Origin of the sequence: Streptohalobacillus salinus (assembly GCF_003201605.1) — a bacterium.
In the GTDB taxonomy this organism is placed as follows: domain Bacteria; phylum Bacillota; class Bacilli; order Bacillales; family Amphibacillaceae; genus Streptohalobacillus; species Streptohalobacillus salinus.
In genome coordinates this window covers 43,731-67,718 of record NZ_QJJR01000006.1, presented here as the reverse complement: position 1 = coordinate 67,718, position 23,988 = coordinate 43,731, and the positions used below count along the sequence as shown (strand labels likewise).

Annotated in this window: 24 protein-coding genes; 20 read left to right on the top strand and 4 right to left on the bottom strand. The window is 39.1% G+C overall.

The features are described from left to right. The first annotated feature begins 94 nt into the window (after nt 1-94). Entirely contained in the window at nt 95-1,474 is a 1,380-nt protein-coding gene (gene rlmD, locus DES38_RS06825; protein WP_110251363.1) for a 23S rRNA (uracil(1939)-C(5))-methyltransferase RlmD, read from the top strand. Nucleotides 1,475-1,882: 408 nt separating this feature from the next. Here rlmD (DES38_RS06825) and DES38_RS06820 read toward each other — a convergent pair whose 3' ends face one another. After that, nucleotides 1,883-2,161, bottom strand: coding sequence for a DUF427 domain-containing protein (locus tag DES38_RS06820; RefSeq protein WP_110251362.1), 279 nt, complete (start codon nt 2,159-2,161; stop codon nt 1,883-1,885). A gap of 891 nt (nt 2,162-3,052) precedes the next feature. On the opposite strand from DES38_RS06820, the gene DES38_RS06815 reads away from it, so the two are divergent. The 7 genes from DES38_RS06815 to DES38_RS06785 all read left to right on the top strand — a co-directional run bounded on the left by DES38_RS06815 (nt 3,053) and on the right by DES38_RS06785 (nt 8,529). Beyond that, entirely contained in the window at nt 3,053-3,580 is a 528-nt protein-coding gene (locus DES38_RS06815) for a DUF421 domain-containing protein (protein ID WP_245881980.1), read from the top strand. Between the two features lie 336 nt (nt 3,581-3,916). After that, nucleotides 3,917-4,726 carry a MerR family transcriptional regulator gene (locus DES38_RS06810; protein ID WP_170114358.1) on the top strand — a complete coding sequence of 270 codons (810 nt, stop codon included), beginning with the start codon at nt 3,917-3,919 and terminating at the stop codon, nt 4,724-4,726. Beyond that, complete coding sequence (locus DES38_RS06805; protein WP_110251360.1) at nt 4,723-5,673, top strand: hypothetical protein; 951 nt, start codon at nt 4,723-4,725, stop codon at nt 5,671-5,673. The genes DES38_RS06810 and DES38_RS06805 overlap by 4 nt, the downstream gene beginning before the upstream one ends. Nucleotides 5,674-5,966: 293 nt before the next feature. Continuing rightward, a complete protein-coding gene (locus tag DES38_RS06800; protein WP_110251359.1) occupies nt 5,967-6,557 on the top strand; it encodes a hypothetical protein in 591 nt (196 codons plus the stop codon). A 138-nt stretch (nt 6,558-6,695) separates the two neighbouring features. After that, nucleotides 6,696-7,433 (top strand): alpha/beta hydrolase, encoded by a 738-nt coding sequence (locus DES38_RS06795; RefSeq protein ID WP_170114357.1) that lies wholly within the window; start codon nt 6,696-6,698, stop codon nt 7,431-7,433. 115 nt (nt 7,434-7,548) lie between these two features. Beyond that, nucleotides 7,549-8,307 (top strand): DUF2087 domain-containing protein, encoded by a 759-nt coding sequence (locus DES38_RS06790; protein ID WP_110251357.1) that lies wholly within the window; start codon nt 7,549-7,551, stop codon nt 8,305-8,307. A gap of 15 nt (nt 8,308-8,322) precedes the next feature. Continuing rightward, a complete protein-coding gene (locus DES38_RS06785; RefSeq protein ID WP_110251356.1) occupies nt 8,323-8,529 on the top strand; it encodes a YwbE family protein in 207 nt (68 codons plus the stop codon). A 91-nt stretch (nt 8,530-8,620) separates the two neighbouring features. On the opposite strand, the gene DES38_RS06780 is transcribed toward DES38_RS06785, so the two are convergent. Beyond that, nucleotides 8,621-10,003, bottom strand: coding sequence for an alanine/glycine:cation symporter family protein (locus DES38_RS06780; protein ID WP_110251355.1), 1,383 nt, complete (start codon nt 10,001-10,003; stop codon nt 8,621-8,623). Between the two features lie 384 nt (nt 10,004-10,387). On the opposite strand from DES38_RS06780, the gene DES38_RS06775 reads away from it, so the two are divergent. From DES38_RS06775 to DES38_RS06745, 7 genes are all read left to right on the top strand, one after another. Next, the gene (locus tag DES38_RS06775; RefSeq protein ID WP_110251354.1) at nt 10,388-11,737 is read left to right on the top strand and encodes an MATE family efflux transporter; all 1,350 of its coding nucleotides are present in this window, start codon (nt 10,388-10,390) and stop codon (nt 11,735-11,737) included. 10 nt (nt 11,738-11,747) lie between these two features. After that, nucleotides 11,748-12,917 (top strand): 23S rRNA (uracil(1939)-C(5))-methyltransferase RlmD, encoded by a 1,170-nt coding sequence (rlmD, locus tag DES38_RS06770; protein WP_110251353.1) that lies wholly within the window; start codon nt 11,748-11,750, stop codon nt 12,915-12,917. 703 nt (nt 12,918-13,620) lie between these two features. Beyond that, nucleotides 13,621-13,923: a DUF2089 family protein gene (locus tag DES38_RS06765; RefSeq protein WP_110251352.1), complete on the top strand. Its 303-nt coding sequence runs from the start codon at nt 13,621-13,623 to the stop codon at nt 13,921-13,923. 3 nt (nt 13,924-13,926) lie between these two features. Then, nucleotides 13,927-14,316 (top strand): hypothetical protein, encoded by a 390-nt coding sequence (locus DES38_RS06760; RefSeq protein ID WP_110251351.1) that lies wholly within the window; start codon nt 13,927-13,929, stop codon nt 14,314-14,316. 126 nt (nt 14,317-14,442) lie between these two features. Further along, nucleotides 14,443-14,721, top strand: a complete 279-nt coding sequence (locus tag DES38_RS06755; RefSeq protein ID WP_110251350.1) for a MarR family winged helix-turn-helix transcriptional regulator — start codon at nt 14,443-14,445, stop codon at nt 14,719-14,721. Continuing rightward, nucleotides 14,718-15,572, top strand: coding sequence for an SDR family oxidoreductase (locus DES38_RS06750; RefSeq protein ID WP_110251349.1), 855 nt, complete (start codon nt 14,718-14,720; stop codon nt 15,570-15,572). Before DES38_RS06755 ends, DES38_RS06750 begins: the two co-directional genes overlap by 4 nt. A gap of 102 nt (nt 15,573-15,674) precedes the next feature. Beyond that, nucleotides 15,675-16,655: a Gfo/Idh/MocA family protein gene (locus tag DES38_RS06745; protein ID WP_342767362.1), complete on the top strand. Its 981-nt coding sequence runs from the start codon at nt 15,675-15,677 to the stop codon at nt 16,653-16,655. 94 nt (nt 16,656-16,749) lie between these two features. On the opposite strand, the gene DES38_RS06740 is transcribed toward DES38_RS06745, so the two are convergent. Next, a complete protein-coding gene (locus DES38_RS06740) occupies nt 16,750-18,336 on the bottom strand; it encodes a hypothetical protein (RefSeq protein ID WP_110251347.1) in 1,587 nt (528 codons plus the stop codon). 432 nt (nt 18,337-18,768) lie between these two features. Here DES38_RS06740 and DES38_RS06735 point away from each other — a divergent pair, with 432 nt between their 5' ends. The 3 genes from DES38_RS06735 to DES38_RS06725 all read left to right on the top strand — a co-directional run bounded on the left by DES38_RS06735 (nt 18,769) and on the right by DES38_RS06725 (nt 22,073). Beyond that, nucleotides 18,769-19,362 carry a flavin reductase family protein gene (locus DES38_RS06735; RefSeq protein ID WP_110251346.1) on the top strand — a complete coding sequence of 198 codons (594 nt, stop codon included), beginning with the start codon at nt 18,769-18,771 and terminating at the stop codon, nt 19,360-19,362. 83 nt (nt 19,363-19,445) lie between these two features. Further along, nucleotides 19,446-20,057, top strand: a complete 612-nt coding sequence (gene wrbA, locus DES38_RS06730) for an NAD(P)H:quinone oxidoreductase (RefSeq protein ID WP_110251345.1) — start codon at nt 19,446-19,448, stop codon at nt 20,055-20,057. Between the two features lie 159 nt (nt 20,058-20,216). Beyond that, entirely contained in the window at nt 20,217-22,073 is a 1,857-nt protein-coding gene (locus DES38_RS06725) for a sialate O-acetylesterase (protein WP_110251344.1), read from the top strand. Between the two features lie 125 nt (nt 22,074-22,198). On the opposite strand, the gene DES38_RS06720 is transcribed toward DES38_RS06725, so the two are convergent. Beyond that, on the bottom strand, nt 22,199-23,137 hold the full coding sequence (locus DES38_RS06720; protein ID WP_110251343.1) for a tocopherol cyclase family protein: 939 nt from the start codon (nt 23,135-23,137) through the stop codon (nt 22,199-22,201). A gap of 168 nt (nt 23,138-23,305) precedes the next feature. Here DES38_RS06720 and DES38_RS06715 point away from each other — a divergent pair, with 168 nt between their 5' ends. Continuing rightward, a complete protein-coding gene (locus DES38_RS06715) occupies nt 23,306-23,767 on the top strand; it encodes a CopY/TcrY family copper transport repressor (protein WP_110251342.1) in 462 nt (153 codons plus the stop codon). 1 nt (nt 23,768) lies between these two features. Further along, complete coding sequence (locus DES38_RS06710) at nt 23,769-23,981, top strand: copper ion binding protein (protein ID WP_110251341.1); 213 nt, start codon at nt 23,769-23,771, stop codon at nt 23,979-23,981. The last annotated feature ends 7 nt before the right edge of the window (nt 23,982-23,988 follow it).

Sequence of the window (23,988 nt, the reverse complement as noted above, 5' to 3'; positions counted from 1 at the left end):
TTTCATTTCCCGGGAAATACCGGTACGGGCTCTGCTTTTCAATCAGAGCGGTTTCTGCTACACTTACTACAGTTATAAAGAAAAGGACGTTGATATGATGAGTAAAACAGCACCTGTTAGAAAAAATGAACAACGGCAACTAACATTTATAGATATGACTCATGAAGGAAGTGGTGTAGCGAAATTAGATGGCTATCCCATCTTTGTACCGAATACACTCCCTGGAGAAGTCGCTGATGTTAAAATAATTTTTGTGAAAAAGAATTTTGCGATCGGTAAGCTAAGCAATTTAATTGAAGTAAGTCCGAATCGGGTTGAACCCCCGTGTGAGGTTTACCATCAATGCGGAGGATGTCAACTTCAACACCTGGACTACGCCTCCCAATTGGTTATGAAACAAAATCAAGTGAAAAATGTAATGCATAAAGTGGCACATTTGCCGGATATAGACGTGAACCCAACCATCGGAATGGAACACCCGTGGCGTTATCGTAATAAAGTGCAAATTCCTGTGGGTGAAAAGAATGGGGAATTAATCACCGGGTTTTATCGTAAAAAGAGTCATGACATTATTGAGGGTATGGAGCGTTGCATCATTACGGATGAAGTCAATGATGAGATGGTGAATGGTGTCAGAGACGTAGCGAACCGTGTGGGTATTCGTGCTTATGATGAAAAGATTCATAAAGGAACCTTACGTCATATCGTGGTAAGACGCGGAAAACAAACAAATCAAGTCATGTTAGTACTAGTCACACGGACGAAAGAAATGCCGTATAAAAAGCAATTTATTGATGGCATTTTATCCCTTTATCCAGAAGTCAATTCAATCATGCAAAACGTTAATGGTGAACGTACCAATGTGATTTTAGGAAGACAGACTTTCTGTTTATATGGTGACGATTATATTTATGACACAATTGGTGATGTGAAATTCGCCATTTCAGCCAAATCATTTTATCAAGTCAATCCAGATCAAACAAAAGTTTTGTATGACGAAGCTTTGCGGATGGCCCAGCTCACTGGAAGTGAAACGGTTATCGATGCTTATTGTGGAATTGGTACAATCTCGCTCTTTTTAGCGCAACAAGCGAAGAAAGTTTATGGTGTGGAAATCGTACCAGAAGCAATTGATGATGCCAAGAAAAATGCAGAGATTAATCAGTTAAGCAATACTGAATTTGTTGTTGGTCAAGCAGAAAAGGTTATGCCTTGGTGGACAAGTCAAGGTCTTCGTCCGGATGTGATTGTTGTCGATCCACCGCGCAAAGGTTGCGAGGAAGCATTACTTGAAGCGATGGTCACGATGGGACCTGAACGGATTGTATATGTGTCATGTAACCCAGCGACACTAGCCCGAGACTTGAAATATCTAACAGAACACAGTTATGAAGTGAAAGAAATTCAGCCCGTCGACATGTTTCCACAAACTTCTCATGTTGAGACAATCTGTTTGCTGACAAGAAAATTATGAAGTTAAAATAGTAATTACTCAGTGAAAATAAACATTTCAGATTAAGACCCCGATTCCGTGAAAATAAACATTTTCGAATTCAGGGTCTTTTGTCTATTATTCCTTAAATAATGCTCCCACCCGTAATGATAAATTTATTAGCGCGCGGAGAGGAAAAGTGGGAGAAGTAATAAGCTTTTATATGCAAAGCGTAAAAATTGATAGTGATAACCCTGGAAATCTACTGCAAGCGTTGTTTCCAGGGTTTCTTTAGTGTGTAATCAATTATGAAATCTACAGAACAGATACGATGGATAAATGTTTAAGCTTTTACGCATCATCAAAGTGCTGAATTACAATCAGATAGTTGCTGTTAAGTGTTAAAAGACTCATGGTAAAGAAAGGGTAGTGACTCTTTGATGTTGAATGTTATTCTGTGACTAGTTTTTTTTCGAAGCAGATGTGACCAGCAATTTGCTTTGCTTTTTCTTTTGGATCTTCATAAGACCAAGCAATATTTTCTAAGCGTTGGCCATTTACTTCGACATGATAATACGTAGCTTCACCTTTCCAAGGGCAAGTGTATTCCTTGGTGCTTTTCGTGAAAAGGTCCATTTTTACGTCAGATCTTGGAAAGTAGTGGTTGCCTTCAACCACTTCTGTATTGTTACTCTCTGCCAACGTTACGTCTTGATAAATAACTTTCATAAGAATCCTTCCTCTCTAATTAAAGTGATTGGTGATACTTTCCTCGTTAGAATCTTAGCGCGAATTTTGTAAAGGGAATTATGATTGTATAGGAACAGGCAACTATCTTCTATATTTTAACACTTGATAGCTGAACTATCCAACGAAACAAGTCAATCATTTTGATATTTGCCTGATCCAAACTTCATGGTAAAACAGATGTATTTCAAATGACGGGCTGCTTCATGTGAATGTTATTAAAAAAGGGCGTTATTAAAAGATTTCGCTTGAACGATTAAGCATTTGGTACATTACTTGTTCAAGCAGAAGTGGTAGACATTTTCTCGTTTACAAATTGCTTGTAGGATGTATCATTAGAATAAAATATAAGAAGATCTTTTTAGATAAACCGATAAAACAGATAAGGTTCACTTTTGGGTAATATCGTGGTTCACTTTCAACTTGGATTCCCGATAAATTACAAAGAGGGAATCGGGACACCCAGGTTGTAATCGCTTTGGTTTTACTAACATAGTCACTATCCTCCATTTAAATCGCATGTCTCATTAGTTAAATGACCGGATTACTTCCCTAGAGTTAAGGTTGTCTGTTTAATAATTAAATTCCATTGTAAAGATAACAGGTGTGTGTCTCATCAAATAACTAGAGAGAAATAATGTAAACGGTGATGCAGTATCCAATATTATGGTAAGATGATAGCGTAAGGTAGATTTGAGAAAGTGATTTGAACTTGTCGTGTCAGCACTTGAGAAACCAGGTGGTGATTCTTTGGATTCTTCGTTGTTGTGAGGGAAGTGACTCATCTGTTAAGAACGATGGCATGTTAGTGAAAGCAGAGTCTGATGGTGCTATTGATTAACTCAACAAGTAATTAAGAAGGGAAATGAGAAAATGATGAATTATATAATTGGAGATTTTGAGACAATGAAACGAACATTAATCATTGGGGTATTTAGCTATTTCTTACTTATACTCATGATTAGGATCAGTGGGAAGCGGACACTTTCGAAGATGAATGCGTTTGATTTTATTATTACGATAGCACTAGGTTCGATGCTGGCAACAATTATCATAAATCCATCGATTGCTCTTGTCGAAGGTATGTTAGCGATGGCGTTACTGATCTTTTTGCAATACGTCATTACATTTACTGCTGTTCGGTTGAAAACTGTTAGTCGGATCATAAAATCAGCGCCTACCCTCCTATATTACCAAGGCGAGTTAATCGAAAGAAATATGTTACAAGAAAGAATTCTAAAAGGTGAATTAGAACAAGCGATTAGAAAAGCGGGTCATAATGACTTTGACAGCATTTCAGCGATTGTCCTTGAGACAGACGGTGTCATATCTATTATTACAGATGAAGGAAACTTGGTACATAATCTAGATGCTGTTTCCAACGTACCGATGCAGCGCTAATCGTAGTGATGTGTAAGCTAACAGTGGCTATCGTTGTAATTAGACTAACTGTTGAAAAGGATTTATAAACTATTTAATAGTTGAGCGAACTCCTATTTGTTGAAACATATACGTTTAAAAATAGTACAAAGGCTATCCAAGACTACTCAGTGAAAACCTAACAAATGAAGCGATAAGAACAAAGTGAAATCATGCTTATAACTAATGAGATAACTACAGAACTTATCAATATGTAACGAATGGTATGAATGATTCTTACGAAAAACTTTTTTTCACTGTGACTTGACTGTGCCCTTAGGGCGCATAGTAGATTATCATTTAAAGGAGGCGATGAAAATGTTGATAAAAGAAGCAATTGAGAAAACTGGCGTATCAAAAAAATTCATTCGTTACTATGAACAACAAGGCCTTATTCATCCAGAAAAACTAAGTAATGGGTATCGTGATTATCATGAGGTAGACTTGGGGAAAATAAGAGCGATAAAAAAATTAAGGGGTCTTGAATTCTCTCGTACTGAAATTGAGCGTTTTTTTGAAAATAAACATGAACAAGATGCTATTATCTCGGAAAAATTATCAGCAATAGATCGTCAATTGGTTAATGATCATCAGAAGAAAGAGCAATTGTTACTACTTAAAGCGGGTGTGCAATTAGATGAGATTGATGATGATTTTATTGCCGTGAAAGCGGATCAACCCTACATGTTTTTACAAAATATCTATTGCATTTTTGGTTGGTTAAATATGGTTTCATTCGTTCTAATTGTTGGAGCGCTCATTCTATTTAGGAACCTAGGTATAACAAATATTCATAGATACATACTAGCTCAGTCACTACTTATATTGTTCAGTCTAATATTATATGAAAGAAGGCGAAAGGTTCGGACAACCCACCTTGAACGAAAACCGCTAGAAGTTATTTCACAATATGTTGTCAACCTCTCATCCTATGTGCTGACTGGGTTGATACTTAATGATAGTATATTTTACATGCGATATTTCTTTCAAGCGGGAAATTACATTAGACTAGGCATGAATGCGATGCTTGGGTTATCCTTTTTAGTAGCATCATTGATCATTGTAGTGTTTAGCTTTATTAATTCCGATACTGAAGTTTTTAAAGAGAGTATTGAGGTGATAAAATGAAGAATAATCAAAAGAAACTCATCATTTATCTAGTGTCAGGAAGCTTAATCCTAATGATCGGTTTCGGCTTTAGCCTTTGGCATAACGTAAACCAGGATTATCAACAACTACAGATTGAAGTAGCTGCGTTACAGCAACAAATTAGAGATTTAGAATATCAGCTGCCTGCTGAACTTGATAAGGCAATAGCAGAATCAGACAGTAACGTGAGCGTATTTGACTATCAGTATGTAGAAATGGATCGTGCAACTCGAATGGTGACAACAAATCTATTTATAACGTTAAAGGAAGCTAGAGAAGATGCTCATTATAACCTTGTCTTAACTGATGCTAATGAGCAGGAAAAAAGCGAATATGGATTGGAGCACATTGAAGGAATGACGTATCGTGTTTCGCTTCCGCTTTTTAAAAACTTTAATTACACGCTGACTGTTTATGAGGAAACTTTCGATGGTGTGCAAACGATGATGACAGCGGGTGAGATCGAGTTGCCGATTCATGATCAATTAACCCAAGATCGTGTGTACGTATCACAATCACATAGCGGTCTAGAAGACGGTGAATTTTCAGCTGGTTTTTTAATGATGGTCGAGGATTTTGGTGTAGCAAACTTTGGTGTAGAAAGTGTCAGTCTCGAAGTGTGGCATGAAGGCAAACAAGTCGTAGAAGAAACGATTACGAATCAGCTTGAAGAAGAGTATTCGCCCGAACTATTAGAAGCGTACAATATGGCACTAGCTTCAGGTGAGATTGATAGTGACCTATCGCTTGAACGCTACATAAAAGAAGAAGACATCGACTTGTCTAGCTATGCGTCAGATGAATCAGGTTATTATTATGAGGATCGCTTTCACGTGAGTGAATTGGATGGTGTTGATTTTGCTGACATTGAAGTGCTTATCAATGTCACAACAAAAGACGGAGAGAAGGAGACTCACAGATACTAACCCTTGATAACAAAGAGTGGCCTGACAATTTAAAAAGCAATGTTACTTGAGGGTAACTTTGCTTTTTAGTCATGTATCGAAAGTAGACGCGTGTTTAGTCATGCCCATCGTCTTTTAAATGGTGCATTTTTATTCAATTTGAATGGGCTTGAAAAAACCGAGTGCTATTAGCTAATCATTTATAACAAGGCGATGAGGCGGTACGTCAGGGGATTAAGACCAAGTGGAAACGGGTAATAATTGATAGCGGTTGAATAAAATCACGTTTGGATTTTAGAAAGGGGTGAGACACCGTGTTTGGATTGTCTGACTTAATTTCATTAGTTGTTTCAGCTTTCTTTATTCTTCCAATCGTGATTATGCTCCGACAACTGGGATACGTTATCGCAGGGTCTATTGTGGGCGCCGAAAACCCAAGAATCACCTTTGGCTCGGGTCCACGTGTGTTTAAGTGGAAGCTCTTTGATGTAAGGAAGCATTATCATTTATATAGTTGGTACTCATACGATCGTTTAAAAAATCAAAGCAAAGCCGCTTATGTATTTGTATATTTGGCGCCGATTTTAATGAATGTGGTTTTCGGTATCGTGATTAATGCATTAATGGCTAATGGTGTCATCGAAACTTATGAGACCTTTTGGAACCGATTCATTTTTTATGCGTTTTATTATGTGTTATTTGATGTGTTGCCAATGAAAACAGTCGACGGGAAACCTAATAACGGACGGTTGATATTTGAAATGGTGAAATACGGTAAGCGCACCGATATGAACAAGGAACCATTTATTCCATCAACCTCAGGTGTCGAAGAAGCATACCAAGAAGAAAGGAAGCGGGTAGAAGCGAAATTAAAAGAGATGAAACAAGATCAACGCAGTGATTGAGCAACTTTTTAGTGCTGCAGTTAATCCACAAATTCTTGCACGAAGTCTATATGATCATTTGAAAATCATGTGCCGAAAATGAAAGAACGTTTGTGCATGCGTATAATGTAATTATCGAAGCCTGAAATGAGTGAGAAAATGAAACAAAAAACGAGAAAACAATTGAAATGGACCGGTATCATCTTTGTCAGTTTAGTTATCCTGGTGCTGATTGTGGGTGCAATATTTTTGAATCAAGCCACCTATCAAGCCATGGATGAAGCACAATACCTTGGTGATGATAAAACTGTAATTAAAGTTGATTCGGGCTATCTGATTGAACCGGATGAGGTGAAAGCTAATTTTGTCTTCTATCAAGGAGGGCTTGTTGAAACAGAAAGCTATCTACCTTTTGTAAAAGCATTAAGTGAACAAGGCATACGTGTGTTCTTACCTGAGTTCCCTCTTAACTTAGCAATTCTTAATACGGATCAGTTCCAAACGCTATACGATGAGTATCCGTCTGATTTACCTTGGTGGATTGGTGGACATTCCCTAGGTGGTGCGAGTGCCGCCATCTTTTTGAGTGAAGACCCCCAAAATATCGCAGGTTTATTGTTGCTGGGCGCATATCCGAGTGATTCAAGTGATCTCTCAGAAGCGAACGTTTCAGTGATTTCAATGCATGCAGAAAATGATGAAATAATGAATAAGGAAGCTTATGAGCGTACGCAATCATTATTACCTGAGGATACACATTTTGTCGAAATAGAAGGTGGTAACCATTCACAGTTTGGTCATTACGGTTTCCAAACAGGTGATGGCGTCAGCACCATTTCCCGTGAGCAACAACAAGCTGAAGTAATTGCTACCTTAGTCAATGCCTTATCAAATTAATTGTAAACAGTAAACCCTTTCGTTTTATTAAAAGCAAACGATTTTAAAATTCGTTTGCTTTAATTTACTTTCTTGCGTATAATGAAAATAGCGCAAGGAAAGGATTTGATAACAAATGGATATCGAAACGGTGGAATTAGATGTTTTAATGAAGGGTTATTTGCATGATCACGTCAACCATTACTATCAGTGTGTTGTCTGTCAGGCTAGCTATTATGAAGGAGAAGTATACCCTGTCGATCATCGCTTGTTGTTAGCCGAAAAAGCTGTGGAGCATCATGTTCGTAACAGTCACACCAATTATTTTGAAACGTTACTTTTCGATGAGGCAAACCATAATCGCTTAACGGCTAAACAAAAAGAGGTGATGCAGTTGATGTACCACCAGGCAAATGATAAGGAAATGGCTAAACAATTGGAGGTATCAACCTCAACGGTTCGTCATCAACGGTTTACTTTACGAGAAAAAGCAAAGCAAGCCAAACATTTCTTAGCAGTGTATAACTTAATGATGGCAAAACAAGACCATGACGTCGCAACAACCGACCAGATGGTGCCGATTCATGCCCATGCGAAGATGGTTGATGAGCGCTATTTGACTACCGAAAAAGAACGAGAACAAACGTTAAAGACAGCTTTTATCTCACTAAATCCATTAAAGTTAAAGCAGCTGCCTAAGAAAGAAAAGAAGAAAATCATCGTTCTAGCAAAAATTATTGAACAGCTTGATCCAACCAAACGTTATTCTGAAATTGAACTTAACGAACGGTTGATGATGATTTTTGATGATGTAGCAACCATTCGTCGCTATTTAATCGGTTACGGGTTCATGGAGCGAACAAAAGACGGTTCTGCGTATTGGGTTAACGTTTAGAAGGGAGGGATTGCAATGGATGGAACAAAGCGAAGTCGTATTAAACCAGGTGTGAAGGTTAACGTTGTCCAAAAACAAGATCAACGTAGTAATCGTTTAACAGAAGGGACTGTTAAAGATATTTTAACGAACAGTCAGACACATCCGCACGGGATTAAGGTGCGTTTAACTTCTGGGATTGTTGGACGAGTCAAAGAAGTCTTTGAAACAGATGAAAAATAAAATGTATTAATCATAAAAAATGAGCGAATGCGTCAGAGAAATACGATGCATTCGCTCATTTTTACTATTTTAAAGCGTCCAATCAGAAGGCTTATTCGTTTGCTTTATGGTTTTCATATGTGGCTGGTTGATTCATTAAGAACTTATCTTCATAGTCGTTTGCAACTTTAATGACTAGAGAGGCAAGACCAAGTAAAGCAATTAAGTTAGGGATAATCATGAGACCATTAAAGAAATCAGCAAGTTCCCATACGATTTCTGCGCTCATTGTCGTACCAACGACAATAAAGATAAGGACGAGTAAGCGATAAGGCGTGATCCCTTTTCTGCCAAATAAAAATTTGATGTTTGCTTCCCCGAAATAATACCATCCGATAATGGTTGAAATTGAGAAGAAGAAAAGACAAATTGCAATAAAGGTTGTACCGAAGTTACCGAAACCAATGGTGAAACCTTCTTGTGTTAATTGCGCACCAAATAGCCCACTAGAAAAAGCATCAGTTGTTAAAATGACTAAAGCAGTCAGCGTACACACGACGCCTGTATCAATGACAACTCCCATCATTGAAACCAATCCTTGTTCAGCAGGGTGTTTAACTTTCGCAACCGCATGAGCATGTGGTGTAGAACCCATCCCTGCTTCGTTAGAGAATAACCCACGCGCGATCCCGTAGCGCATGGCTTCTTTAACGGAGACACCAATCACACCACCAGTCGCAGCGGTTGGGTTAAACGCACCTTGGAAAATCATTTTAAAAGCGGGTAAGATCATATCTGCGTTCATAAATACAATGACAAGTGAGCCAATGATATAAAAGGCGGCCATGATTGGGACGATTTTTTCGGTAAAGGATGCGATTCGGGACACCCCACCGACAATAATTAGCCCGACAATCACTGCAATGATAATTCCAGTGATAACATTTGGGACATTAAAGGCAGCGTAGACAGACTCCGCAATTGAACTGGATTGTACCATATTCCCCATAAATCCAAGTGCAATGATAATTGAGATTGCAAAAAAGATGGCAAGTGCATTGCTGCCAAGGCCCTTCTTAATATAATAAGCAGGGCCTCCTGTTTTCTCACCGTCTTTTCTCTCGGTGTGAAGTTGAGCTAATACGGCCTCTGCGAAAATCGTGCCCATACCGAAAAAGCCACTAACCCACATCCAAAAGATCGCTCCTGGACCACCTGAAGCAACGGCGGTTGCAACCCCAGCTAAGTTGCCTGTACCGACTTGTGCAGCAATGGCGGTTGCAAGTGCTTGAAAGGAACTCATACCATCCGCATCCGCCGCCGTACTCTTTTTAAAGAGTCCACCAAACGTTTGTTTAAAAGCTAAATTAAATTTCCGTACTTGCATGCCTTTAAGCCGAACGGTAAAGAGAATACCTGTACCCACAAGCAAGACCAACATTGGTGGTCCCCAAAGGATATTGTTCATGTCATTAATTACAGTCGTAAGATTCATATTGCCCCTCCACTACATTGTTTTTATTAGAGTGCCCACCTTTTTGTGTTTGCCACGCGGACATTTGTCTACAATTTACACGAAATACTAATAAATATACTAGAAATATAAACGTTTGTGAAGCTTTTTTTTGAACTGTTCAAAGAAATGTTGATATTACGGCTAGAAAAGTGAAAAAAGCGACATGCTTTTGATGAGTGAAAGTTAAAGTTGACGGTGGTCTGTTGCGTGGGCAATACAGTTGACTTTTACATATAAAAGTAAGATAATGCTTAAAGTTAATGTTTTTTAAATTGGTGCCATACATACCTCATTTCCAAACCTAAGTGCGGAGGCGAGGCTATTTTTATGCCAACCTATGATAAGAATAGGAAGAGGGATACTATGCAGTACGATAAAGCGTTATTTGAAACCATGTCAATTCCGAAAGCAGTTGCAAAAAATTCGATTCCAGCCATCATCAGTATGATGGTTGTCTTTATTTATAACATCGCGGATACATTTTTTATCGGTCAAACCGGCGATGAACTACAAGTAGCAGCGGTAACCTTAGCGATGCCCGTTTTCTCTTTATTCATTGGTGCGGGCGTTTTACTTGGTATTGGTGGAACGTCACTGATTTCTAGGTCGTTAGGCGAAGGTCGCGAAGGCTATGCTCAAAAAGTATCTGCCTTTGCTTTTTATGCAGCAATTGTACTTGGTTTATTGATGACAGTCGTCTTTTGGACATTCATGCCTACTTTATTAAAAGTAATTGGAGTTAGCCCGGATACGATTGATCACACACGTTCATATTTGACCTACTTAGCCATTGGGGCGCCATTTATTATTGTCTCCCATACATTTAGTAACATTGTCCGTGCCGAAGGGAAGTCGACCCTGGCGATGAAGGGGATGTTACTTGGCACGATTACAAACATTATTTTAGACCCAATCTTAATTTTAGGCTTTGATATGGGGGTAACAGGAGCAGCGATCGCTACTGTTATTGGTAACTTATTTGGGGCGTTGTATTTCATCGTTTATTTGGTGTCGGGACGTTCAATTTTATCGATTCGGTTTAAAGACTTTCAAATCGCTGATGGTGTGATGTTCGGGGTATTAGCGATCGGTATTCCGGCGTCATTGAATAATTTTATGTTATCAGTAGCGAACGTCTTTTTAAATAACTTCTTAATGAGTTATGGTGATGTACAGCTTGCTGCGATGGGTGTTGCCATTCGTGCAAACTTAATTATGATCTTCGTTCAAATTGGACTAGGACAAGGGATACAACCGCTGATTGGCTATAGTTACGGAGCCAAGCACTTTGATCGTCTGAGGGGGATCATTAAGTTTTCGGTCATTACAGCCGTTGTGCTTGGTAGTGTGCTTACCTTCATTTACTGGATCTTTGCTGATATGATTGTCCAGTCGTTTATCGATAGTGAAGAAGTCGTGACCTACGGGACCGAAATGTTACGTGCGTTAATTATTTCGGGTCCAATCGTTGGGATTATGTTTATTTTCATCAACGTTCTTCAAGGGTTAGGGAAAGTCATTCCTTCATTGATTCTGTCCATCTCAAGACACGGACTAGTATTTATTCCGTTGCTTTATCTGTTGGATGCTTACGCCGGACTTAGTGGCATCATTTACACTCAGCCAATAACTGATATACTTACAGTAATCATTTCTGTTGTGATTTACCTCATTGTGAGTCGAGGACTTGTTGACCACAAAGCCAAGCGATAAAGGAGTTATTATGAAAACAAACGAAACGAAAACGTATCCACAAATAAAATGCCCGGTGGTAGATATTTGTGGTGGATGTCAAATTCAGCATTTACCTTATGAAACACAAATTAGCCAAAAAGAAACACAAGTAATTAACTTATTAAAAGATTTCGGGAAGGTTTCACCACTTATTCCGATGGACGACCCATACTATTACCGCAATAAGATTCATGCAACGTTTCAATCGGATCGGCGTGGTAAAATTATTTCAGGTATTTATCAAGCCGGCACACACAATGTGGTGCCAGTTGACTCCTGTTTACTACACGACCAGCGCGCTGACAAAATTATTGTTTCGATTAGAGAAATGTTGCGCTCATTTAAAATGCGTCCTTATGATGAGGATACCAAGCGAGGGTTGTTGCGCCATGTTTTAATTCGGACAGGGTTTAAAAGCAATCAAATCATGGTTGTCTTAGTGCTTGGTTCACAAGTATTCCCGTCACGAAAAAACTTTGTCAAAGCGCTCATTAAAAAGCATCCAGAAATCAATACAGTTGTAATGAACGTCAACACTAAAAAAACGAGTATGGTTTTAGGTGAACGCGAGCAGGTCCTTTACGGACGGGGATTCATTGAAGATACCCTGTGTGACCAAGTGTTTAGAATATCACCTAAATCATTTTATCAAGTCAATCCTGTTCAGACCGAAGTCTTATACAATAAAGCCTTAGAACTCGCAGATTTTAGTGGGGATGAAACGATTATTGATGCTTATTGTGGCATTGGTACGATTGGTTTAATTGCGAGTAAGCATGTGAAAAAAGTTATCGGTGTGGAATTAAATAAAGATGCATTTAAAGATGCGATTAATAATGCGAAGCGGAACAATATTGATAATGTCTTCTTCCATAACGATGATGCTGGTGACTTTATGTTAAAAATGGCTGATAAAAAGCAAGGCGTCGATGCGGTGATTATGGATCCACCACGAAGTGGGAGTAGCCCGGCTTTCTTAAGTAGTTTGGTAACAATGAAACCAGCGAAAGTGGTTTATATTTCTTGTAATCCTGTCACCTTAAAACGTGATTTAGATGTTCTTGTTAACAAAGGTTATCAAGTCGAGGAAATGGTCCCTGTTGATATGTTCCCTGGTACCCATCACGTGGAGACGATCTGTTTGCTGACGAAGAAATAGTCGTCTAAATGCTTAAAAATGTCGTCATTTCAGTGTTCTCAGGGGGTTTCAATATTGATGGTGGACAAAATGATAAATCTTGATTTTTTGTCAAATCGTACTGAAGAAATTTTCCAGCTAATAATTTCAATCTTATAAAACACAGGTTTCATCTTACGTTGATGAAACCTGTGTTTTATTCGTGTAATGTCAACAAAATATCGGTGTTTTCGAAATTATTATAAATGTTGTTCCAAGAAAACTGCAAATTAATAAAACAGAAGTCATCATTCTAGACATTCACAAAACTGACCTCGATTCGCCGCATACAGTTGTTCTTCACTTGAATAAAAAGACTAAAATATGACACCCATCAATACAAGAAAGCAAGTGAAGAAAACGAACCCAATACTGAGCGATATCATTTTTCTGTAGTATCATATTTTGAAATGTATTTCTCATAAAAAAGCTATGCAGTAGCCTTGAATTTTTAAGTGGTAAAATCAATAAGTCAAGAGCAAAATTCGTGAGTAATCCAACATTGAAGACTTCAGATTCCTCACGGATAACGTGCGCATTTAGTAAATTGAAAAGCTAATGAAATGAAGATGAATTTCTTCGGCATTAACGCTATAATAATATAATTTCAAATATACTAAAGATTGACTTTAATAATGTTAAATGTTATCTTTAATATTATTAAAATAATGAAAGGGGTATTGTCATGCAGACAGAGATTGTACCAGAGTGGATGGCAAATCTTGATGATCAAGATATAGCGTTCATAAAGAAGTTTATATTGTCATCAGGATCATTGAAAGAAATTGCTAAGGTATACGGAGTTACCTATCCAACAGTACGACTTCGACTTGATAAACTAATTCAAAAAATACAAATTAGCGAAGAGACTGCAAATGAGCCTTACATTTCTTTAATAAAAAGGCTTGCCGTGGATGAAAAAATTGACTTTGATACTGCCAAAATTTTAATAAATGAATATAAAAAAACAAAGAAGGAGGAATCATAAGCGATGGATGCAATAGTTTATTTTTCGGGAATTTATTTGTTTGTTATTTTATCAATTGTTGGTGGAGTTGTGTGGCTGCAAATTTCTTTATCAAAGAAGCATAACAAATGGTTAGGGCTCATTCTTCCATTTATCTGTTTTGTGTGCGCCTCATTTATCATCTTTTCTATGCTGCCGTTTGGCTCGACGGTGACTAATCTAACAGAAATAGTTGATGGTAACGTAGTTAGTAAAGTTACGGTCAATCAAGAAGTATCAGTTTTAAATATATTCTTTGTTTTTTTAATATCGAATATTCCAACGTTAATCTTACTGTTAATTTATATAGCAAACAGAAAAAAGATAAAGGTGAAAAATCAGTTGGATAAGATGAATATTCAAGATTTAGAATAACTAAGACACTTCTGGAGACTTTGGATTCCCCACAGTTAATGAAGGTCTTTAGTAAATTGATGACGCAAAGAAATAAAGGGATAATTTCTCTATAATTATAGAGGGAACTTCCTGTCCTCCCTACTTATGATTAGCCGGTTCTTCAAAATTGCAAAACCATCGGAAACAGCAACTTTAAAGCGATTAATTAAAGCAGGCTACTTGTATAAAGAAGCAAATCAAGCAGATCGGCGTAGCGATTGTGTGTTAACAACAGAGAAGGGAGAGCAGTTTGTTGATGCCACCTTTGATACCTATCTTGCATCCATCCAGCACCTTCATGACGCGATGGGTGAAGAGGATTTTTATCAACTGATAAAACTTATGCAACAAGCAAATCAAACCTTGGAGGAGATGACCGTGTGAAAGTATTAGTCACCGGAGCCACTGGTAATGTGGGGCAGTATGTAGTAAGCGAATTATTAGCCATGGATGAGGAGGTTGTTGTCGCTAGTAGACACCCTTCGAAATTAAGTGAAAGATTCGGAAAGGATTGCCAGATTGTTCATTTAGACTTCACGAAACCAGAAACATTTAAAGAAGCACTAGAGGGTGTCGACCGAATCTTTTTAGTGCGCCCGCCTCATCTCGGTAAACCTGAAGATCTTTACCCGTTTTTGGATGCGTTACGTGAAACAAAGCCTAAATTGCTCGCATTTCTATCTTTAATGGGGATTGAGAACAACCCGATTCCACCTCATCATAAGATTGAAAAATATATTGAACACTTGGGTTTGCCATATGCGCATATACGTCCCGGTTTTTTTATGCAGAATTTATCGGGTATTCACGCTTTAGAAATTAAACAGAACAATGAAATTTTTGTTCCGGCAGGAAGAAGTAAAACGAGCTTTATCGATGCAGCGGATATTGGTTTAGCTATTGCGACGGTGTTACATCGCCCAGATCTCTATAAGTGCACCACGCACACGATTACTGGACCAGAGGCACTTAATTATTATCAAATTGCTGAGATCCTATCAGAAGTCACGGGCCGGGTGATTCGCTACAAGAAACCTGGCTTTTTAAAATACCGTTCCTACTACATCAACACACGTGGTTTAAATAAAGCCTATGTAAATGTAACTGTGATGCTCTATTTGATGACCCGTTTGGGAACCGCGAAAAAAGTTACCACGTGTTTTGAAGATTTAACGGGGCAGCAACCTCGGTCCTTTAAGAGCTTCGCAACCCTGCATCGAACAGCTTTTGAATGATCGAGGTTGATTCAGGCGCATGATCTGATAGTTGCGGATGAGTAGCATTAGCGTTAAAATAAAGTAAATTAATTAACTAAGTTACATATCTGGAGGGGGAGCATGATGACAGTAAAAATTGGTATCGTAGGAACGGGAAACTTCAGTCAAAAACATGCAGAGATTTTAACAGCCATGGAAGGTGTGATGGTTGTTGCGGTGTGTGGAACAAGTCAACAGAAAGCAGAGCGGTTCGCCGAGCAATTCGACGGTGCTAAAGGATATGAAAATTTCGAAACAATGTTAGACAAACAAGCCTTAGATGGCGTCTATCTTTGTGTCCCACCGATGGCGCATGGCGAGATGGAATTGGAACTAATTAAACGCCGCATTCCGTTTTTTGTCGAAAAACCATTAGGTGTGACGATAGACAAACCAGAAGAAATCTTTGCCGCACTTACCCGCCAACCGTTAGTTACGGCTGTTGGCTATCACTTTCGTTACCGTGAGTCGATCCAATACCTCAAAGACATCTTAAAAGACCACACCGTTGGGATGGTGACGGGCCAGTGGATGGGAGCGATGCCTGGCGTGAGCTGGTGGCGCAATCAAGCATTATCAGGTGGTCAGTTTAATGAACAAACCACACATATTGTTGATCTCATGCGATATCTTATTGGTGAGGTGGTTGAGGTACAAGCGTATGTTGGTAACCGAGTGATGGCTAACCAAGCTGATGACGTTACCGTTGCGGATGTTGGTACGTTAAATATCCAGTTTGCCTCAGGTGTTGTTGCTAATGTCACCAACACGTGTATCTTACCAGAGGGCTTAGATGCAGTTGGATTTACTATGTATACTGATCAAGCAATTATTCGCTGGACGCCGGACGAATTAATAATTGAAACGGCTAAAGAAAAGCAAATCATTCCGGATACGTTAGATGCATACTGGCTAGAAGACGAAGCATTTATTGCCGCGATTACCTCTGGTGAGGATCAGCAGGTTTTATCAACATATTCAGATGCGTTTCAAACGCAACGCATCACCGATGCGGTTCAATCGTCTGTGGAAAAGAAAGCGCCGATTAAGCTTAAAAGTTAAGAGCGCATGACTACAATAAAAATAGCAGCTAGAAATGAACAAAAAATAGCGCCGTTACTCAGTGATTCGAGTAACGGCGCTTTTTATAGTTGGTTTAGGGATTAACGGTGATTGAGCGGAAATCATTATCTTCATTGACGTCACCCTCAATGTTATCGCCCTGATTAATGAATGGTAGGGCATCACTTAAATCAATCGATGCTTTATAAATTGAGCCGTCGATCATAAAGTAATAGATGGTATCACCAGAACGGACAGCTTGAGAAATGTTTTCCACCTGTCCAGTGATGGTTGTTAATGCTTCGTCTGTTTCAATTTCTTCTACTTCAATTGGTGTTTCTGTATTGCCGTTGACTTGTTCGATTAACCCTTCAACAGTGTCGCTTGTTAAGACCTTTTGATAATCTTGGGCATCGACGAGGGCATAAGCACGAACCAATCCGGAATCATCTTTTAGAGATGAGATATAAAACGGACGATCATTTAAATTAATCAGCAGTGGGAAGGTAGAGGTGTAACGCATTTGTTGCAAGCTACCTTCAGCTGATTCCATCGCAGAATATTCATCTGCTGATGTAACAGGGTAATATTCTGTTTCTTTTGTTCGTAAGTTAACAAGATAAAAACCAATATTTGAAGCATCGCGATTAACTGAAGTTACCCCGGTATACAGATATATATCATCGTTCATCGGTAAATAGTTGTAACCTTCGGTGGTACGCGTTACACCACGTTTTTGAAACACACTATTTAAATAGCCGCTTGTGTATTGTCCGCGATAATTAAGCTGGCGAATAATTAATTCAGCTGAATAGATCCGGTCCATCCACGTGGGCATCTCATCTAATGCGTAGGCACTTGTTTCACCAGTGACCGCATCTAGAATGATGACCCCACTTGGTTCTTGTTGAGTGAATAAAAATTTATTTTCATACGTTGTCGCCACATAATGCGGATGTCCCGTATCGTCTACTTCAAAGGAAGGGTCTCTAAACATTAATGTCGGATAATTCTTTCTTAAGTGGCGCTTTACATTACGAGAGAAACGTTCAGAATGACTATATTTTATTTCGTTTTCTAATTCTTCAACAACAACGTCCCCAGAAACCATATCAACTTTTAAATAATTGGGGATGCCTTCATTTCTGTTATTGAACCACTGCATAAAACCAGCATATTCGAGTGGGGTAACACGAAAAGGCGCGTTATCAATGTTGATTTGTGTGTAAGTGTTGGCTGGGACAAATTGTGAAACCAACTCACTCATTGATCCAATTCGACGACTTCCTAACCGTTCGGCAGTATCCCGGTCCATCATTGGGATTTGCTCTGTATCCATTTGAAAGAAATCTGTTTCAAAATCCTTTTCTTCAACTTCAATTAATTCGGCATAGTCGGTTGCCCGGAAGAAGGGACTATTGAACAATTGAATTACAAATGTGAGACCAACAAGGAGAATCGGAAGCGCAAGTATACCGTATTTTATGCGGCTTATTTGCTTGCGCTGAAAACTAACATCGATCCCGACTTCAATAATAAGTAGGGCAACGAAGAAGAAAGCGATAAAAAATCTGAATCCAGGCGACTGAATGGTAAACGCCGGTAAATAGATGTAGTTCAGAATGAACATTAAAACAATGAGTAGCAGATGGGGAGCCCATCGTATCAAGCGATTTTTCACTAATAAAACCTCAATTCTGTCTTGTTATTTTTATATCTTGCTAGATTAAGTCTACATTTTTTTGCGGGAGATGTATAGTTAAACCCACGTCTCGGCCTATCATGTTATTAAAAACTTACTTTCAAGAAAAAGTTTAGAGTAAAGCATTGCCTTTAGTTTACTAATCCTTTCATACGTACTATTTAGTGACAGAACGGTCCTGATAGAGATTAATTAGAACGAGCAAATGAAATGGCAAGCACTTGAACGTCAAGATAATGGCGGAAAGTGAATAAAATCATGACTAAAAAATCAAACGAAAAGAACTTAAAAAGAGGTTTAAATACTAAAAATTAAGTGAAGAATGTAAACAAGCGAAGCCCTTTTGCTTGTAATAGAAAAGTTCGTATGGTATATTTATCTTGAAATCGAGATAAAAAGGCAGGTGCTGTGATGGTACAAATTGATCCCGCTCATTTAACAGAAAGAGAACAGTATAAATTGTTAACCGGCACGGTCGTGCCCAGGCCGATTGCGTTTGTTACATCGCTAAATGGCGATGTTTTAAATGGCGCACCATTTAGCTATTTTAATGTTGTTTCATCTGACCCGCCACTTGTCTCACTTGCGGTTCAACGTAAAGATAAACAAATGAAAGATACAGCTAGAAATATTGCTGAGAATGGAGCGTTTGTGATTCACTTAGTTGATGAGGCAAACGTTGAGAAAATTAACCAAACAGCTAAACCATTACCGTGTACGGAAAGCGAAATTACGTTTGCTGGACTTACTCGGGTGAGAAGCACACACGTTGATGTTGATGGCATTAGGGAAGCTAAAATCCGCATGGAGTGTGTAACGCATCAGATTATTACAATTGATGAGACTGTAGATTTGATTATTGGACGTATTATTCAGTACCACGTTGAAGATCAATACCTTAATCAAACCGATTATAGTTTAACGGGGTTACAACCGGTTAGTCGTTTAGCTGGCTCAACCTATATGAAAAGTGGCGCAACATTTTCCTTAACACGACCGAAGTAACAAACGGAAAGGTGTAAGTATTTGTTGACAGGGCTGTTCAAGTAAGCTAATAAAATAATAAAAAACTAAAGGAGAGATTTTACATGACAAAAACAAATGTAGCAGTTATTTTTTACAGTATGGGTGGTACCAACGTACAACTCGCAAAATGGGCCAAAGCAGGTGCTGAAGAAAATGGTGCCGAAGTAAGATTGTTGAAAGTGCAAGAACTGGCACCTGACAGCGTGATTGAAGGAAACGAAACGTGGAGTAAAACGGTTGAGCAAACAAAAGATATTCCTGTCGCAACATCTGATGATATTGAGTGGGCAGATGCAATTATCTTTAGTGCACCGACACGTTTTGGTACGGTGCCATCACAATTGAAACAGTTTATTGATATGCAGGGCCCAATTTGGTCGCAAGGAAAAACAGTTAATAAAGTCGTCAGTGCGATGACTTCCGCTCAAAATCCACACGGGGGGCAAGAAGCAACCCTTCTATCGCTCTATACAGTAATGATGCACTGGGGTGCAATTATTGTGACACCAGGGTATTCTGATCCAGTCGTAATGAATGCTGGAGGTAACCCGTATGGTACGAGTGTTTCTGTCGACCAATCCGGTAACATGGTTGAAGATGTTGAAGGATCTGTCAAATACCAAGCCAAACGGACCGTTTCAATTGCTGAGATGGTTAAAAACGGCACCAAATAAAATGGTTGTACCTTAGAACTTTCCTAATTCAATTAGGGAAGTTCTTTTTCTGTGACATGACATGACCTAAGGTAAAGATATTTAGTTTTTCTTGTCAAAGCTTTGTTTTCTAAAAGGCAATAGAATGGGAGTTGTGCTAAGGTTTAGCTAGAGGTGATAATGATGCAATTATCGAAGATAATCGGAAACGGTATGGTAATCAAGCATGACGCACCATTTGAATTGCAAGGTGTAACCGAGCCATTGCTACCCGTTATCGTGACGACTGAAATGAAAAGTTACGAAGTGACCGCAGATGAATGGGGAGACTTCGCTGTTACGCTGGATCCATTTCCAGTGGGAGGGCCCTATCGACTCACTATTGTTGGTGATGAGACCGTCGAAATTGAAGATATACTAAGTGGAGAAGTCTTTTTACTGGGTGGCCAATCGAACATGGAATTGCCACTCAATCGAACGCTAGATTTATTTAAGGATTTGCTTATTGATGTGAATGAACCCTCTATTCGTCAGTTTCAAATGCCGCAAGTTTTTGATTTTAATGAACCGCGTACCATGTTAGAAGAAGGGTGCTGGGAAAAGGCGGTTTCCTCTGCGCATTATCAGTTTAGCGCGATAGGTTATTTTTTTGCGCAAGAACGCTACCAAGAGACAGGTATCCCGATTGGATTAATACAAGCAGCTGTTGGTGGCACACCAATTGAAGCATGGCTTTCTGAAGGGAAGTTGAGGGCGCTCGAACTTCCTATCGAGGCGTTAGAAAAAAGTAAAGATCAGGCTTATTTAGCTGCACTCACAACAGCAAATAACACGCGTGAAACAGAATGGTACCATGCGTTAAATGCAACTGATTTAGGATTGATAGAACACTGGTATACGCAGACGGATGCGCTTTTCGCTTCTGCACGACCGTTTCATGTACCACAGTCCTTTTCTGAAACCCCTCTAGATAATTTTTTCGGGGCGGTCTGGTTCATTAAGACTTTTGAGGTATCGGCGGAAACAATCAATCATGTGTTTTTAAAGCTTGGAACTTTAATAGATGCAGATGAAGTTTTTCTTAACGGTGTCTCGATTGGTAAGACAGATTATAAATACCCACCTAGACGCTATCCTGTACCGAAAGAACTTCTGAAGACAGGTGAGAATCAGTTGGTGATTCGGTTGATTGTGAACCAATCAACCGGTGGCTTTGTCGAAGATATGCCTTATCATTTTGAAGTGAATCATGATATCATTGACCTGACCGGCACATGGTACTACAAAGTGGGTACGAAGACCGAAGCCTTGTTACCACCGACGTTTGTTCGCAACTTCCCGGTGGGGCTATACAACGCGATGATTGCTCCGCTGTCAAGCTATCCGATTGATGCGGTTCTGTTTTATCAAGGGGAATCAAATACGGATGAACCAATTGGCTATCATAAAAAGTTTCGTGCCATGGTTGAAGACTTTCGAGACTTATGGCAAGAGGGTTCGTTACCGTTTTTCTATGTGCAATTAGCTAACCTCAGAACGGGAAATGATACCGTTGAGAGTTATTGGTCCTTACTGAGAGATGAACAACGTCAAGCACTTGAGATGCCTCATGTCTATATGACAACAACCATTGATGTAGGTGAAGCGAATGATCTCCATCCACAAGATAAACGGACGGTAGCATTGCGCTTGCTTCAAGCTTTTCGCTTTCACAAAGGACAGTCACTAACGCCAATGGGACCGTTAATTAACAGGGTGGTTGAACAGTCAAATCAACTGACATTAAGTTTTGATTATGTCGACCGTGCACTACGTGTAAATGGTGAGCAGTTGTGTGGTTTTGAGTTAAATGTAGACGGGGAATGGCTCCCGACTCAGGCTGAAACTAAAGGAGCACTTGTATGCATAATGAAGCCTAAAACTGGAAGAGTAAATGCGGTGCGCTACGCATGGAAAGATAATCCTTCAGAAGCGAACCTTTACAATCATGCCGGTCTACCTGCCTCGCCTTTTCAAATAAACGTTAATCAGTTATAGAAAGAAATAGATATGATAATCAATAAAAGAAACGTTTCGGTTCTATTTGTCTGGAAAGAGACAAGGTCACACGAAACGTTTTTGGTTGTTTATCTATGCTTAGGGTTGTTAACGTAACTCTTTTATTAAAATTTGACGACTTCAATCCCAGCATAGGCACTCTCACTGTGAAAGATAATCGCTTCGTGCTTCAATAATGTTACCATTAGTTTTCCTCCTAAACCTTCTTTAATCGTGTCAGCCATTTCACCTGCCAGCGGTGCTTTCAACGCCCCAGCTTCTGTTAGAGTCGCGACTAGTTCTAGACGGAGATGGCCCCGAGTCAAGGTAACATAGACATGACGACCCGTTTGTTTCGCTTCAATGATTTTAGATTGATTATAAGTGGCGAAGCGATATTCCTTGCCTCCCACCTGTAAATTACACAGATGGCCAATAAACGAGGTTTTTAATAGAGGTATAGTGGCAACACTTGCCATTACGGATGCTTCTCTTTCTGGAAAATGGTTAGCTTGTAGCCAAATGTACCGCTCTGGAAAGGAATAGCCCCAATCTTTTTCTAAATAACCCTTGTCATCCTTAAATGTTAATAGGACATGATTGTAGTTGATGCTTCCATTGACGTAATGGTTCATGCTAAGGACCCCATGTTTGCAACGCATACCGGGCAGGTAGCTGAAAAACCCCATGATGTTTGGTTGAAAAGTTGAGCGGTTGATGGTTTGGAAGCTACTGAAGTGTAGCTTTCCTTTAAAGTGTGTACCATTATGTGATAAATCGATGCTTATTTGTCGTTCGCTGAAAGTATTCGGACCGATTGAGACAGAAAAAGGTGAGCTAGTAGTAGCGAATGCTTCAATGGGGTAGCGGAAATAAAATGTTTTTACGGGAGCAGCAACAATAACTTGAACGAATGCATGTGGGTCATTAGGGTTTAAACTGACACCAGGAATGAAGGCGATCGACTGATCGGTTGACTCGGAAATTTGTTTGAAATACCAACCCTCAAAATACCGTTTACGTGTTAATTTTCCTTGGAATTGTATAGGATCAAAATGATTCATTTTAATGACACATCCTTAATTTTTATTCGCTGTGAGTGTGTTGTCTCTTATTATACGTGTTAATAAGCAAAGATAACAGCAAGATCCTACCGGTTGACAAAAAATGTTTACGGATGTAAACTTGATTTATTGATTACAAGCGTAAACGAACAGTGAGGAGGGAACCAGATGGCAATTGAGATGGATCAGCATATTACCAATGCAGAGTGGGAAGTGATGCGCGTTGTTTGGGCCCAGGGAGAAGTTAGTAGCAAGGTAATTATTGAAGTCTTGTCAAAAAAACGTGGGTGGAAAGAAGCAACGATCAAAACCTTAATCGGGCGGCTAGTCAACAAAAGAGTCCTGCAAACGAAAAAAGAAGGTCGGAAATTCATTTATTCAACAGAAGTAGAAGAAGATGCACTCGTGAATGATACCTTAGATCAGTTCTTTCATAATGTTTGCAGTAAAGATGTTGGCCAGACCATTCAAGTCTTGATTGAAAAGGCGATGTTGAGTCACGAAGACATTGCTTCACTTAAACAGGCGTTAATAAGAAAAGAACGAGAAGCATACGACGTGGTTCCGTGTAATTGCATCAAAGGGCAATGTCGCTGTCACCATAATAAAAATAATGAGGAGTGTTGTTAAAATGGAAAAAACAAAATTAATGATTCAAGGAATGAACTGTATGCACTGTGTAGGAAGTGTTGAAAAAGCCCTCACCGATTTGTCAGGGACGGAAAAGGTAAAGGTACAATTAAAAAAGGAACAAGCAACCGTTAAATATGATAGCAATGCAGTAACGCCAGCTCAATTAATTGAAGCAGTGCGTGAGGCTGGGTACGAAGCAACAATCAAATAGAGGGTAA